Origin of the sequence: Sphingomonas faeni (assembly GCF_040407495.1) — a bacterium.
In the GTDB taxonomy this organism is placed as follows: domain Bacteria; phylum Pseudomonadota; class Alphaproteobacteria; order Sphingomonadales; family Sphingomonadaceae; genus Sphingomonas; species Sphingomonas faeni_D.
Window position 1 is genome coordinate 1 of the sequence record NZ_JAPZPP010000005.1, and the last position, 14,009, is coordinate 14,009.

Consider the following 14,009-nt stretch of genomic DNA (forward strand, 5'->3'; position numbering starts at 1 on the left):
CCCCCCGCCCCTCGGCGCCCCCCCCCCCCCCCCCCCCCCCCCCCCCCCCCCCCCCCCCCGCGCCCCGCCCCCCCCCCCCCCCCGGGGGGGGGGGGGGGGGGGGGGCCCCCCCCCCGCCACGAGCGCTCCCGCCCGGTACTGCCCCTCACCCCGACCCTCTCCCCGCAGGGGAGAGGGAGAAGGCGAACAAGATGCTGCATTTCGAACTCGTCACGCCAGAAAAGCTCGTCCGCTCGGAGGAGGTCTACATGGTCGTCGTCCCCGGCACCGAAGGCGATTTCGGCGTTCTCGAAGGCCACGCGCCCTTCATGTCGACGGTCCGCGACGGCGGCGTGCAGGTGTACCGCACGCAGAACGGTACCCCCGAGGTCATCGCGATCAAGGGCGGTTTTGCCGAGGTCAACGCCAAGGGCCTGACGGTGCTTGCCGAACACGCGGGCGAGTAGGCTCTTTAACTAACTGAGATGTGTTTCCGGCGACGGCGGGGATCCAGACTGGGCACCCGCTTTCTGCTTTCTCCGTCATCCTGACGAAAGTCAGGATCCAGAGCCACGCAACGCCACCCTCTGTCACCCTGGATCCTGACTTTCGTCAGGATGACGGGAGGGGTGGGGCGTGAGGGCCAACGCTACAAGAAATTATATGGGTCGACGTCTACCGTCACCCGCACCTTCGACGGCCAGTCCAGCTTTCCCAGCCATTCCCGGATCACATCCTGCACATCCAACGCCCGCCGCGCATGGACCAGCAGTCGATACCGATGCCGCCCGCGCAACATCGCCAACGGCGCCGGTGCCGGGCCATAGACGTGCATCCCCTCGACCTCGGGCGCACTCCGCCCAACCAGCTTGGCCGTATCGTGCGCGCACGTCTGGTCCTCCGACGACACCACGATCGCTGCGTAGCGCCCGAACGGCGGCGCCCCCGCATCCTTCCGCGCGTCCGTCTCCGCCGCGTAGAACGCATCCGCATCGCCGGTGATCAGCGCCTGCATCACCTGAGCGCCGGGGCTGTGCGTCTGGATGAACACGTGGCCGGGTTTCTCGCCACGCCCGGCGCGGCCTGATACCTGCCGGATCTGCTGGAACGTGCGCTCGGCCGCGCGGAGGTCGCCGCCGTCGAGCCCGAGGTCCGCGTCCACTACGCCGACCAAGGTGAGGTTCGGGAAGTGATAGCCCTTCGTCACGAGCTGCGTACCGACGACGATGTCGATGTCGCCCGCTTCCATTCGCCCGACGAACTCCGCCGCCTTGGCGGGCGACCAGATCGTGTCCGACGTGACTACCGCCACCTTTGCCTCGGGGAACAGCGCGGTCACCTCGTCCGCGATTCGCTCGACCCCCGGCCCGCAGGCAACCAACGTATCCTCGCCCTTGCACTCGGGGCAGACGCGCGGCGTCGGTTCGGCGTGGCCGCAATGGTGGCACGCCAACCGCCGCGTGAGACGGTGCTCGACCATCCACGCGGTGCAGTTCGGGCACTGAAACCGGTGCCCGCACGTCCGGCACAAGGTCAGCGGCGCATAACCGCGACGGTTGAGGAACAGCAGCGACTGCTCGCGCCGCTCCAGCGTCTCCTGCATCGCCTTGACCAGCCGCGGGGCGAGCCAGCGACCGCGCTCGGGCGGTTCCTTGATCAGGTCGATCGGCTCGATCGTCGGCATCTCCGCCGCGCCGAACCGCCCCGGCAGCTTCAACTCCGCATAGCGCCCGGTTACGACCTGCTGCCGCGTCTCGATCGCCGGCGTGGCGGAAGCGAGGATGACCGGGCATCCCTCGAACTTGCCGCGCATCACGGCGACATCGCGCGCATGATAATGCACGCCCTCTTCCTGCTTGAAACTGGTCTCGTGCGCCTCGTCGACAACGATTAGCCCGAGATCGCGGTACGGTAGGAACAACGCCGACCGCGCGCCCACCGTCACCAATGCCTCACCACTGGCGATCGCCCGCCACGCCCGCCGCCGCTGGGTCGAGCGCAGCCCCGAATGCCACGCGATCGGCTCGCACCCGAACCGGTCATGGAAGCGCTTCAAGAATGGTTCGGTCAGCGCGATCTCTGGGAGCAACACCAAAGTCTGGCGCCCGTCGCGGATCGCCTGCGCCACCGCCTCGAAATACACCTCGGTCTTGCCCGACCCGGTGACGCCGTCGAGCAACGTCGGGTGGAACGCGTGCTCCGCCACCCCGGCAACTAGAGCATCCGCCGCCGCGCGCTGGTCGTCGGACAGGACCGGCTCGTGATGCGACGGATCGGGCACGGGGTACGGAACGTCGATGCTCACCTCGACCGCCTCGATCGCACCGACCTTCACCAGCCCGCGGATGACGGCATCGCTGACTTCGGCCAGCGTCGCCAGTTCGCGGATCAGGCCCTGGCGATCGCCGATCCGCTCCAACGCCTGCTCGCGCTGCGGGGTGAGTCGGGGTGGCACGACGCCGGTCGCGCGGTACTCGACCGCCGTCCGCGCACCCTCCAGCGCCGAGGTCGACGCGAGCGTCATCCGCAACACCGATGCCGCGGGCGCCAGGTAATAGTCCGCCGTCCACTCCACGAGCCGCCGCAGAGGCGCCCCCAGCGGTGGTACGTCGGCGACGGCGAGCAGGTTGCGCAGCCGGTTGTCGCCGACCTCCGCATCCGACGGCATCCGCTCGGCCTCCCACACCACGCCGAGCAACTGCCGGGGCCCAAGCGGCGCGACGACGATCGAGCCCGGCCCAACGTCCATGCCGGCAGGCACGCGGTAGTCGAGCGGCCCGAGGGCAGCGTTGAGGATCAGGACACGGGCACGGGACGACATCGTCCAGCTATATGGGGGCGGATCGACTCCGCGTGAACCGCTTTAAGCCGCGTCGCGACGGTCCGAACGGCGGCGTTCCCCGATCCGTGTGCGCTTCGCCTTGTAGAGGACCGTATCGGCGCGGTGGACGAAGTCGCGGATCGAGAGGCAGTCGCCCTCCAACGCGGCAATCCCGACGGTTCCGGCGCTGACCATTGCCAGCCCGTTGAGCGCGATGGGGAAGCGAAGCGACTCCTGCAGTCGCGCGCAGAAATGGCTCGGCGTCGCGGTCAACGCGGGATGCTCGACCAGCACCGCGAATTCGTCGCCACCCAGCCTCGCGACGAAGCTGCCCCTGAGCCAGGGTTCGCGCAACACCCGCCCGACGCCGCGCAGCACGTCGTCGCCCGCGGTATGGCCGAGCGTGTCGTTGATCGCCTTGAAGCCGTCGAGATCGAGCAGTGCAAGCAGCAGCGGGGTTTCGTTGGCTCGCGACCGCTCCATCGCGGCATCGAGCGCGCGGTCGAACGCTGCACGGTTAGCAATTCCCGTCAGCGAATCCGTGTCGGCCGAGCGGCGCAGCGTGGTTTCGAGCGCATGGCGTTCCGTCACGTCCTGGAACACCCCGACAAGCGCGACCGGTGTGTCGCCGATGCACTCGCGTTCGCCAAGCACGCGCACCCGGCGAGGCTCCCCCTGCACGGTGATAAAGTCGACCTCAATGTCGAACGGCGCGCCGCTCTCGATCGTGGTGGCGAGCGCCCTGTTCAGGGCATCGCGCGCATGCTCTGGATAGAATTCCATCGCGCGCGGCATGTCAGGCAGATCGCCGACCGGCAGGCCGTAGATATGATAGACGCCATCGGACCATTCGAGGTCATTGTCCTCGAGCGAAACCCGCCACGATCCGATCGCCGCCATCCGCTCGGCCTGGCGAAAGATCCGGTCCTGCCGGACGAGCGCTGCGGCCTGCCGGTCAGCGGTGATGGCGATCGCAATCGCACGGTTCGCCGCGGTGCGGGCGGCGATGGTCGTCTCGGCGAGCGTGGCGAGGTGCGTTAGCGCGGTACGGCCGGCGTCGTTGAGGCTGCGTGGCGCCGAGTCGATTACGCAGATCGTGCCGATCGCATGTCGTTCACCGTCGCCGTCGATCGCATGGATCGGCGCACCGGCGTAAAAACGCGCACCGGCGGTCGATTTGACGAGGGGGTTCTCCGCAAACCGCGCGTCGCTATCGAGGTCCTCGATGACCAGCGGATCCTTGCTGCGGATGGTGTAGGAGCACATCCCGATATCACGACTGATTTCGCCGCGCTCGCCGCCAGCCGCGGCCTTGATCCAAAGCCGATCGCCGTCGACCAGCGTCATTAGAGCCGTCGAGCATCCGAGCATTTCCGCGGCTAGAGCGACCAATGCATCGAATTCGCGCTCGGGCTCGCTGTCGAGCAGCGCCAACGCATGTAGCGCAGCCACGCGCCGCGTTTCATCCGTAAACACATCACAAGGCGGATCAGCGGGGGACATGGCACTCGATACCGCAAGCGGAGTTAATTTTCTTTGCCAGCGGAACGCGTTACTGGCGGATTATGGAGTGTATCAAAGATTTGCCGCCGTCGATACTCTGGGCCGACCATCTGTCGCGCGATCGACGGCGGTCGGTGCACACGGTGCGCGCCTATCGCGCGGCGGCAGAGCGGCTGACAGCGTTTTTGATCGACCATTGGGGCGAGCGAGTCGACCGAGCGGCGCTGGCGCGAGCAACGGCCACCGATCTTCGGGCATATTTGGCACAGCGTCGCGAGGCGGGACTCGGCAATGCGTCGGCCGCGCGCGAATTGTCCGCGGTGCGCGGGTTTCTCGCCTGGGCAAACGAAGGCGCCGAGCAGCCGCGGATGCGGGGGCCGCGCGTGAAGGCGGGCGTGCCGCGACCGATCTCGCCGGCCGAGGCGGTCGCGTTGGCCGAGCAGGTCGCTGACGACGCTGCCGAGCCGTGGATCGGCGCGCGCGACTGGGCGGTGCTGATGTTGCTGTACGGCGCAGGTCTGCGGATCGGCGAGGCGTTGACGTTGCGCGGCGATATCCTGCCACTCGGCGAGACGATCCGGGTGACGGGCAAGCGCGAGAAGACGCGCGTCGTGCCGCTATTGCCGCAGGTGCGTACGGCGATCGATGCATATGTCGCGCAGACGCCGTGGCCGGTGGCACGCGACGAACCGCTGTTCCGGGGGGCGAAGGGCGGGGCATTGTCGCCCGTGATGATCCGCCGGGCGGTGCAGTCGGCGCGGGCGAGACTAGGATTGGGGGACCGGACGACGCCGCATGCGCTGCGCCACAGTTTTGCGACGCATCTGCTGGGGCGGGGGGCGGACCTGCGTGCGCTACAGGAACTGCTCGGCCATGCGAGCCTCAGTTCGACGCAGGTCTATACACAGGTCGATGCCGCGCACTTGATGGACGTGTACCGCAACGCCCATCCGCATGGCGGCGTTTAGCCCTTGGGTTTCCAGGTCAGCACGCGCCAGCCATAGCCGATGATGATCACGACGAACGTCGCCACCGCGACCGGCCCGACATAGCGATCGAGTTCTTCGAAATGCGAGCCGAGCAGGATGCCGGCATAGGCCAGCACGGTGTTCCAGATCGCGCTGCCTGCTGCGGTCCAGATCACGAACTGCCAGATCGGCATTCGGGTCATGCCGGCGGGCAGCGAGATGACCGTGCGGAAGGTCGGCATGAAGCGGAACACGAAGATCACCCAGCCGCCGCGCTTCATGAAGAAGCGGTGGATCTTTTCGACGTCGGACCATTCCATCGTCAGCCAGCGGCCGTTGCGTTCGATGAACGGGCGGAAGCGTTCGTAGCCGATGTTGCGGCCGATATAATACCAGAAATAGTTGCCGACGACCGAGCCCGCGGTGCCCCAGGCGATCAGCGGCACGACGCTCATGTCCCCGCGCGCGACGGCCATGCCGCCGAGCCCCATGATGACTTCGGACGGCACTGGCGGCACGATATTCTCGAGCGCCATCAACAGGAAGATACCGAAATATCCGCCCCAGGCGATGAGATCGAGGATGAATGCGGTCATGGGAATGAGATACTGCCGGGACGCCGGATGGGTTCCGCCGCCTCCTACCACCCCGGCGGAGGCCGGGGCCCAATTGGGGGACGATTATGGGGGGGGCCGCACTGCGTTACCGCGACCTTTCCAATTGGGCCCCGGCCTCCGCCGGGGTGGTATTCTGGCCGCTTACCGCGCTGCGACCTTCGCCTCGATCGCATTCCAGATCATGCCGGCGACATCCGTCCCATCGAAGTTCGAGATCGCGACGATCCCGGTCGGCGACGTGACGTTGATCTCGGTCAGCCACGTGCCCCCGATCACGTCGATCCCGACGAACAGCAGCCCGCGCTTCTTCAGTTCCGGCCCGAGCACGGCGCAGATCTCGCGCTCCTTGTCGGTCAGCACCGACTTCTCCGCCGACCCGCCGACCGCGAGGTTGGAGCGGATCTCGCCTTCACCGGGCAGGCGGTTGATCGCGCCCGCGACTTCGCCGTCGATCAGCACGATCCGCTTGTCGCCCTTCGCAACGTCGGGGAGGAACGCCTGGACCATGTGAGGCTCGCGCCACGTCATGTTGAAGACCTCCATCAGCGCCGACAGGTTCGCGCCGTCCGACTCGACCTTGAAGATCGCCTTGCCGCCATTGCCGTGCAGCGGCTTGATGACGATCGCGCCGTGCTCGGCGAGGAATTTCCGTGCTTCGTCGAGCGAGCGCGTGACGAGCGTCGGCGGCATGAACTGCGGATAGTCGAGCACGAACACCTTCTCGGGCGCGTTCCGGACCTGCGCCGGATCGTTCACGACCAGCGTCTTGTCGGCGATCCGCTCCAGCAGATGCGTCGCGGTGATATAGCCGAGATCGAACGGGGGATCCTGGCGCATCAGCACGACGTCGGCATCGTCGCCGAGGTCGAGGTCCACCGACTCTCCTGCTGAGAAGTGATCGCCGACGACGCGCTGTACGGTGACGGGATGCGCCTTGGCCCAGACCCGGCCGTCGCGATAGTTCAGGTCCTCGGCCGAGTAATGGAAGAGCGTGTGCCCGCGGTCCTGCGCGGACAGCATCAGCGCGAAGGTCGAATCGCCGGCGATGTTGATGCTGTCGAGCGGGTCCATCTGGACGGCGACGGTGAGGCTCATGCGTCTTCCTTCTGTTCGGTCGAGCGCATGTAGGCGCGGGCGGGTGCGAAGTCACCGGGCGGCGTCGCTTCAATCAAACCCGTCATCCTGACGAAAGTCGGGATCCGGGATGATCGAGGACATCGCGTCGTGGCTCTGGATCCTGACTTTCGTCAGGATGACGGAAGTTTTGCGAGGTTTTGCTACGAATGATCGAGGCTTTCACCCGATCCACGCATTCTCGATATGGCGTGGCCGCGTGCCGGGGGCGAGCAGGATCACGTCGACGCGGATGTCGTCGCCGGGTCCGGCATAGCGCGGCATCAGATATTCTGCCGCCGCTGCGACGCGGGCGAGGCGGCGTTCGTCGATCGCGAAGTCGAGTTCGGCGGCGGTCGCGCGGGTTTTGACCTCGACGAACGCGATCAGGTTTCCCTTCCTCGCGACGAGATCGACCTCGCCGGCGGGAGTGCGGACTCTGCGATCGAGAATGCTCCAGCCCTTGAGACGCAGCCACCACCCCGCCAAGCGCTCTCCTCTGCGGCCAGCAATCTCGGCGGAACGACGGTCACGCATCCCTGCTCCCATCCCTGAAAGGGAGGGGTTGGGGGTGGGTAGGCCGCTGGGGCTCGGGACCGCCCGCCGAGCAGCCGACCCGCCCCCGACCCCTCCCTTCCAGGGAGGGGGGAAGAAGGGCGATCATCCCTTTTCCGCCTTCAATTCCAGCGCTCGAGTATACAGCGCCTTCCGGTCGAGCCCGAGCTTCTTGGCCACCTCGCTCGCCGCCTGCCCAGTCGACAATCGCGTTAGCGCTTCGGCCAACGCCGCATCGCCATCCTCAGCGCTCGCAGGCGGAGCCTCGCCCGGCGGGGCGACGACGATCACGATCTCGCCGCGTGGCGGCGCATCCGCATAGCGCGCGGCGAGCGTCGACAGCGTTCCCGTCACCGCCTCCTCGAACTTCTTGCTGATCTCGCGAGTCACGGCAGCCTCGCGGTCGCCGAGCCCTTCGAGCAGCGCCGCCAGACACGCGCCGAGCCGCGGCCCCGACTCGTACATCACCAGCGTCGCGCGGATCGTCGCGACTTCGGCGATCGCCTCCGCCCGCGCGTGCATCTTCGACGGCAGGAACCCGACGAACAGGAACCGGTCGGTCGGCAACCCCGCCAGCGTCAGCGCTGCCACCGCCGCGCACGGCCCAGGAATCGTCACGACCAGATGCCCCGCCGCGCGCGCGTCACGCACCAGCTTGAAGCCGGGATCCGAAATAAGCGGCGTCCCCGCGTCCGACACCAAAGCCACCGCCTGCGTCGCCATCCGCGCGATCAGCGCCGGGCGCACGCCCTCCGCGCTGTGGTCGTGATACGGCACCATCGGCGTCTTCGTGGCTATGTGACGGAGCAGCCCTGCGGTCACGCGGCTGTCCTCGACCGCGATCACGTCAGCGCGGCGGAGGATGTCGGCGGCGCGCGGCGACAGATCGCCAAGATTGCCGATCGGGGTCGCGACGATGTAGAGGCCGGGATCGAGAAGAGTTTCAGGGTTCATGGGGACGGTCATGGCAGACGCGACGACGATACGGCAACGCGCATTCGGCCGGTGGGTGGCACTCGGTGCCGCGTGCCTGCTTGGCGCCTGTCAGACGATAGTCCCGCGCGGTCCGGTCGAGCCGTCGCAGCAGCGCCCGACCACGCGCCCCGTTGATCGGCCCAACATCGGCGTCGAGACCGGGATTCCGCGCGATGCCGAGCGTAATCGCGTCGCGCTGCTCGTGCCGCTGTCGGGCAGCAATGCAGGCGTCGGTACCTCGATCGCGAACGCGACGATGCTGGCCTTGCTCGACACGCAGAATCAGCGCGTGCGGATCACCAACTACGACACCGCGACCGGTGCCGCCGGCGCCGCGCAGCGCGCGATCGCCGAGGGCGCGCAGCTGATCCTCGGGCCTTTGCTCGCCGACGACGTTCGTGCGGTCGCGCCGATCGCGCGCGCCGCGAACATCCCGGTGCTGAGCTTCTCCAACGATCTCGGCGTGGCGGGCAACGGGGCGTACCTCATGGGCTATGTCCCGACCCAGTCGATCACGCGCGTCGTCGATTTCGCCAAGGAGCGCGGCGTCAGCAACTTCGCCGGCCTCGTCCCCAACGGCCTGTATGGCGAGCGCGCATCGACCGCGTTCCTCCGCGCGGTCGAGTCCACGGGCGGTCAGGTCGTCTCGCTCCAGACCTACGCGCGGGGCCCCGGCGGCATCTCGGGCGCCGTCACGCGGCTCGCGGCAAAGGCCCCCTATGATGCGGTGCTCATTGCCGATGGTGGCGCCACCGCAGCCTCGGCCGCGGCGATGGTCAAGCGCGGCAGCGGCGCCTCGACGAGGATTCTCGGCACCGAACTCTGGAACTCCGACACCGCGATCGCCGCCAAGGCAGCGCTCAACGGCGCTTGGTATGCGAGCGTTTCGGACACGCTGTACCGCCAATACGCGGCCAAATACCGCGCGCGATTCGGGGCAGGGCCATACCGCCTGTCGAGCCTCGGTTACGACTCGGTCTTGCTGACGGTCCGGATCGCGCGCGACTGGAAGCCCGGCACGCCGTTCCCGGTCAACCGCCTGCGTGACGGAGACGGTTTTGCCGGCATCGACGGCGCGTTCCGCTTCGGCAAGGACAACGTCGCCGAGCGCGCGCTCGAGGTGAAGGAAATTCGTGGCGGTACGACCACGGTGGTCTCGCCCGCACCGGCCGGGTTCGGGAAGTAAACCTTCCTATTCCTGTCATCCCCGCGGAGGCGGGGACCCATATACTCGGCCGGCTACGATCCCATCGCACCGCCAGCCGGTATGGGTTCCCGCCTTCGCGGGAATGACGGGGCTGGTTCGTGGCTTACGCGGTGACGATCTCGGGCAGGATCGCATCCAGCAAGAGTGCGCCCGCTTCGGTAACCCGCAGACGCCCCGGCGTGCGTACAATCAGCCCTAGCTCCTGCAACCGCGCCACCGCCGCCAGATCTACCGGCACCACGCCCGCGTTGAGCGCCGTGATCCGATCCAGATCCACGCCTTCCGCCAACCGCAAGCCCATCAGCAAAGCCTCGGTCGCCCGCGTCGAGGGCGTCAGCGGGTCCTCGACTTCCATGCCGTGGCCATTGCGCTCGATCGCGGCCAGCCAGTTCTCCGGCTTCTTCCGCCGCACCGTCGCCAGTCCACCGCGTCGCCCATGCGCGCCCGGCCCGATCCCCGCGTAATCCTGGTATCGCCAGTAAGCGAGATTGTGGCGGCTCTCCGACCCCGGCCGCGCATGGTTCGACGTCTCGTACGCCGGAAGCCCTGCCGCGGCGGTATCGGCGCGCGTTGCCTCGAATAGATCGGCCGCCGAGTCGCCGTCCGGAATCACGATTCGCCCCGCCAGCGCTTCGGTCGCGAACCGTGTGCCGGCCTCGATCGTCAGCTGATACAGCGAAAGGTGCTCCGTCCCCAGGCTCAACGCGCGCGCCAGTTCCGCACGCCAATCGTCGAGCCGCTGGCCGGGCAGCGCATAGATCAGGTCGAAGCTCACGCGGGGAAACACGCTTTGCGCGGTCGCGAGCGCGGCCTGTCCCTCGTTCACGTCATGCGCACGCCCCAAAAACTTCAGCGCCTGATCGTCGAGCGACTGCAGCCCGAGCGACACACGGTTCACTCCGGCGCGCGCCAGGTCGGCGAACCGCGCCGCCTCGACCGAGGATGGATTCGCCTCCAGCGTGATCTCGATCCCCTCGGCGAACCCCCACGCCTTCTCCGCCGCGTCCAGCACTGCGGCGACGGTCGAGGGCGGCATCAGCGAGGGCGTGCCGCCTCCAAAGAAGATCGACTGCAACTTCCGGCCAGGCAGCACCCGAGCCTCATGCGCAAGGTCGGTCAGCAGCGCGTCGCGCCACGCCGCCTGGTCCACCTCTTCGCGAACATGGCTGTTGAAATCGCAATAGGGGCATTTCGACACGCAGAACGGCCAGTGGACGTAGAGCGCGAGGTCGCCAGGGGAATCGGAGCGGGGGCTTGGTGTTTCGAAGACGGGCATTATCTCGCGCATATGGTCGCACGGGGCGGCTGAAGGAAGCGCAATGACGGCACGGATGGGTTTGGCGATCGCCGGGGCGCTGCTGCTGGCGGGCTGTGCACAGGGGCCCGAGCGTGTCGTCGAGCCGCGCGAATCGATGGCGCCGGCACCGCGCGGTGCGAGCCTGCTCAAGACCGCGATGATGGACGGCCACAACGTCGCGCGCGCCGCCGTCGGCGTGGCGCCGCTCACCTGGAGCGATACGCTGGCGACCACTGCGCGCGCGTATGCGGAGGACATGGCGCGCACGGGCAAATTCGCGCACGCCCCGCAACCCCAGGGCATGTCGCGCGAAGGCGAGAATTTGTGGACCGGTACGCGCTATGCCTATGCGTACACCGAGATGATGGGGCACTGGGTCGCCGAGAAGCGCGACTTCATCAACCAGCCGACCCCCGGGTTCAGCCGCACCGGAAATTTCGAGGACGTCGCGCACTACACGCAGATCGTCTGGCGCGGCTCGACGCAGGTCGGCTGCGCGATGGCGAGCAACAAGACCGACGACTATCTGGTGTGCCGCTATTCGCCTCCTGGCAACGTATTTGGCGAGCGCACTTATTGATCTGGAGCAGGTTCTTAGACCCAAAGTGGTGGCACTTTCTTAAGCGGTCGTCGCCTAATCTGGTTGAATGATACCAGTACCCAAACCCGATGGCGCTCGGCTCGGTGGTTGCGTCGGCTGCCGAGACGGCGCCGGCCTGTCGTTCGCCTTCTCGATGGCGTTTCAGCCGATCGTCGATGTCGAGACCGAGACCGTCTTCGCCTACGAAGCTCTGGTGCGCGGTCCAGAAGGCCAGTCGGCGGCCAGCGTGCTGGGGCAGGTCGATGCCAAAAATCTCTACGCGTTCGACCAGCAATGCCGGGTGCGCGCGATCGAGGCGTCGGTGAAGGCCGGGCTGCTCGATACGTCCGCGCGGCTTTCGATCAACTTCCTGCCGAACGCGGTGTATTCGCCGGCCGCGTGTATCCAGCTCACGCTGAAGACCGCGGCGGCAGTCGGCATGCCGACGGATCGTCTGATCTTCGAGTTTACCGAGAACGAAGAGATGCAGGATCCGGCGCATGTCGCGAACATCATCGCGACGTATCAGAAGATGGGCTTCGGCACCGCGCTCGACGATTTCGGCGCGGGGCATGCCGGGTTGAACCTGCTCGCGCGGTTCCAGCCGGGCATCATCAAGCTCGACATGGAGCTGATCCGCGATATCGACACGAGCCTGCCGCGGCGGATGATCGTCGAGGGCATGCTGCGCATGTGCACCGCGCTGGGGATCACGGTGATTGCCGAGGGGGTCGAAACGCTTGGCGAGTTTGAGGCTCTGCGGGGTCTCGGGGTGCGGTACATCCAGGGGTATCTGCTGGCGAAACCCGCGTTCGAGGCGCTGCCCGTTGTAACGTGGCCGCAAAAGCAGCTGATCGCCGTTTGAAGCCGCCTACCCGTCATCCTGACGAAAGTCAGGATCCAGAGCCACAAAGGGCAACGCCCGTTACCCTGGGTCCTAACGTTCGTCAGGATGACGGGCGAGGGTGGTCCCCCGCCAGGCCGCTCAGAACACCGCCGCTTCCAGCAGTTTGAACGCCTCGTTCCGATGGCTGATCGCGTTCTTCGTCTCGTGCGGGAGTTCGGCATAGGTCTGGTCGTAGCCGAGCGGCACGAACACCGGGTCATACCCGAACCCGACATTCCCACGCGGCGGCCAGACGAGCGTCCCCTCGGCACGGCCTTCGAACCATTCGACATGACCGTCGGGCCAGGCCAGTGCCAGCACGCTGACGAAATGCGCGCCGCGCGTCGCGTCCGGACCCTTGGCAACGACTGCGTCCTCGACCTTCTGCATCGCCATCATCCAGTCGCGACCGGTCGGCGTTTCGGCCCAATCCGCCGTGTAGACGCCCGGATCGCCGTTCAGTGCATCGACGCACAGCCCGCTATCGTCCGCGAGCGCGGGGTAGCCCGACAGGTCCGCCGCCGAGCGCGCCTTCAGCTCGGCGTTCGCGAAGAAGGTGGTGCCCGTCTCGACCGGCTCTGGCAGATCGAGTTCGGCGGCCGAGACGACCTCTAGCCCGCGTCCTTCCAACAGCGCCGCGATCTCGCGGACTTTGCCCTTGTTGTGGCTGGCGATGACCAGCTTGCCCGGCTGGAGCTTGCGGATCGCCTGCGGTTCCTTGCCTTCGCCGCTCACTTGGCGACGGCTTTCGCCTGCGCCGCGAAGATGTCGGTGCAGCCGATCCGCGCGAGCCGCAGCAGGCGGAGCAGCGCCTCCTCATCATACGTAGCGCCCTCGGCGGTCGCCTGCGCCTCGGCGATGTTGCCGTTTTCGAGCAGCACGAAGTTCGCATCCGCATCCGCGCTGGAATCCTCGATATAGTCGAGGTCGAGTACCGGATTGCCCTGATAGATGCCGCAGCTGATCGCCGCGACCTTCTGCGTCAGCGGGTCGGCGGTCAGCTTGCCGCTCGCGAGCAACCCGTCGATCGCGAGCCGCAGTGCGACCCAGCCGCCCGAGATCGACGCGGTGCGCGTACCGCCGTCGGCCTGGATCACGTCGCAATCGATCACGATCTGGCGCTCGCCAAGCAGCTTCAGGTCGACCACCGCGCGAAGGCTACGGCCGATCAACCGCTGGATTTCCTGCGTGCGCCCCGACTGCTTGCCCTTGGCGGCCTCGCGGTTGTTGCGCGTGTTGGTGGCGCGCGGGAGCATGCCGTATTCGGCGGTGACCCAGCCTTCGCCCTTGCCGCGCATGAACGGCGGGACCTTTTCCTCGACGCTGGCGGTGACGAGTACCTTCGTGTCGCCGAAGCCGATCAGGACGGAGCCTTCGGCATGCTTGGTGAAGCGCGGCTCGATCGTGATCGCACGCATCTGGTCTGGGGCGCGGCCGGATGGGCGCATAGTCTTATCCTAACGGGAGTGAGTGGTTGCCCGCTGCCTAGCCTTTCGTTTGGTCGCTCG

At 67.2% G+C, this 14,009-nt stretch carries 14 protein-coding genes; 5 read left to right on the forward strand and 9 right to left on the reverse strand.

Annotated features, from left to right (window positions below):
• The first annotated feature begins 191 nt into the window (after positions 1-191).
• Positions 192-446, forward strand: coding sequence for an ATP synthase F1 subunit epsilon (locus O6W96_RS14920; RefSeq protein ID WP_056055328.1), 255 nt, complete (start codon positions 192-194; stop codon positions 444-446).
• Positions 447-628: 182 nt separating this feature from the next.
• Here O6W96_RS14920 and O6W96_RS14925 read toward each other — a convergent pair whose 3' ends face one another.
• A complete protein-coding gene (locus O6W96_RS14925; RefSeq protein WP_353470308.1) occupies positions 629-2,800 on the reverse strand; it encodes a primosomal protein N' in 2,172 nt (723 codons plus the stop codon).
• Between the two features lie 42 nt (positions 2,801-2,842).
• Positions 2,843-4,252, reverse strand: a complete 1,410-nt coding sequence (locus tag O6W96_RS14930; protein ID WP_353470309.1) for a sensor domain-containing diguanylate cyclase — start codon at positions 4,250-4,252, stop codon at positions 2,843-2,845.
• Positions 4,253-4,365: 113 nt separating this feature from the next.
• Here O6W96_RS14930 and O6W96_RS14935 point away from each other — a divergent pair, with 113 nt between their 5' ends.
• Positions 4,366-5,271 carry a tyrosine recombinase XerC gene (locus O6W96_RS14935; protein ID WP_353470310.1) on the forward strand — a complete coding sequence of 302 codons (906 nt, stop codon included), beginning with the start codon at positions 4,366-4,368 and terminating at the stop codon, positions 5,269-5,271.
• Here O6W96_RS14935 and O6W96_RS14940 read toward each other — a convergent pair.
• From O6W96_RS14940 to rsmI, 4 genes are all read right to left on the reverse strand, one after another.
• The gene (locus O6W96_RS14940) at positions 5,268-5,867 is read right to left on the reverse strand and encodes a DedA family protein (RefSeq protein WP_353470311.1); all 600 of its coding nucleotides are present in this window, start codon (positions 5,865-5,867) and stop codon (positions 5,268-5,270) included. The two genes, O6W96_RS14935 and O6W96_RS14940, sit on opposite strands and share 4 nt — an antisense overlap.
• A 162-nt stretch (positions 5,868-6,029) precedes the next feature.
• Positions 6,030-6,983, reverse strand: coding sequence for a glutathione synthase (gene gshB / locus O6W96_RS14945; RefSeq protein WP_353470312.1), 954 nt, complete (start codon positions 6,981-6,983; stop codon positions 6,030-6,032).
• A 201-nt stretch (positions 6,984-7,184) separates the two neighbouring features.
• Complete coding sequence (locus O6W96_RS14950; RefSeq protein WP_187505055.1) at positions 7,185-7,538, reverse strand: YraN family protein; 354 nt, start codon at positions 7,536-7,538, stop codon at positions 7,185-7,187.
• 123 nt (positions 7,539-7,661) lie between these two features.
• Entirely contained in the window at positions 7,662-8,510 is an 849-nt protein-coding gene (rsmI, locus tag O6W96_RS14955) for a 16S rRNA (cytidine(1402)-2'-O)-methyltransferase (protein ID WP_353470313.1), read from the reverse strand.
• 10 nt (positions 8,511-8,520) lie between these two features.
• On the opposite strand from rsmI, the gene O6W96_RS14960 reads away from it, so the two are divergent.
• On the forward strand, positions 8,521-9,717 hold the full coding sequence (locus tag O6W96_RS14960) for a penicillin-binding protein activator (RefSeq protein ID WP_353470314.1): 1,197 nt from the start codon (positions 8,521-8,523) through the stop codon (positions 9,715-9,717).
• A 124-nt stretch (positions 9,718-9,841) separates the two neighbouring features.
• Here O6W96_RS14960 and hemW read toward each other — a convergent pair whose 3' ends face one another.
• Complete coding sequence (gene hemW / locus O6W96_RS14965; protein WP_353470315.1) at positions 9,842-11,014, reverse strand: radical SAM family heme chaperone HemW; 1,173 nt, start codon at positions 11,012-11,014, stop codon at positions 9,842-9,844.
• A gap of 43 nt (positions 11,015-11,057) precedes the next feature.
• Here hemW and O6W96_RS14970 point away from each other — a divergent pair, with 43 nt between their 5' ends.
• A complete protein-coding gene (locus tag O6W96_RS14970; RefSeq protein WP_353470316.1) occupies positions 11,058-11,615 on the forward strand; it encodes a CAP domain-containing protein in 558 nt (185 codons plus the stop codon).
• Between the two features lie 154 nt (positions 11,616-11,769).
• Positions 11,770-12,480, forward strand: a complete 711-nt coding sequence (locus tag O6W96_RS14975; RefSeq protein WP_353470576.1) for an EAL domain-containing protein — start codon at positions 11,770-11,772, stop codon at positions 12,478-12,480.
• Between the two features lie 120 nt (positions 12,481-12,600).
• On the opposite strand, the gene rdgB is transcribed toward O6W96_RS14975, so the two are convergent.
• The gene (gene rdgB / locus O6W96_RS14980; RefSeq protein ID WP_353470317.1) at positions 12,601-13,236 is read right to left on the reverse strand and encodes an RdgB/HAM1 family non-canonical purine NTP pyrophosphatase; all 636 of its coding nucleotides are present in this window, start codon (positions 13,234-13,236) and stop codon (positions 12,601-12,603) included.
• Positions 13,233-13,949, reverse strand: coding sequence for a ribonuclease PH (gene rph / locus O6W96_RS14985; RefSeq protein WP_353470318.1), 717 nt, complete (start codon positions 13,947-13,949; stop codon positions 13,233-13,235). The genes rdgB and rph overlap by 4 nt, the downstream gene beginning before the upstream one ends.
• Positions 13,950-14,009: the final 60 nt, after the last annotated feature.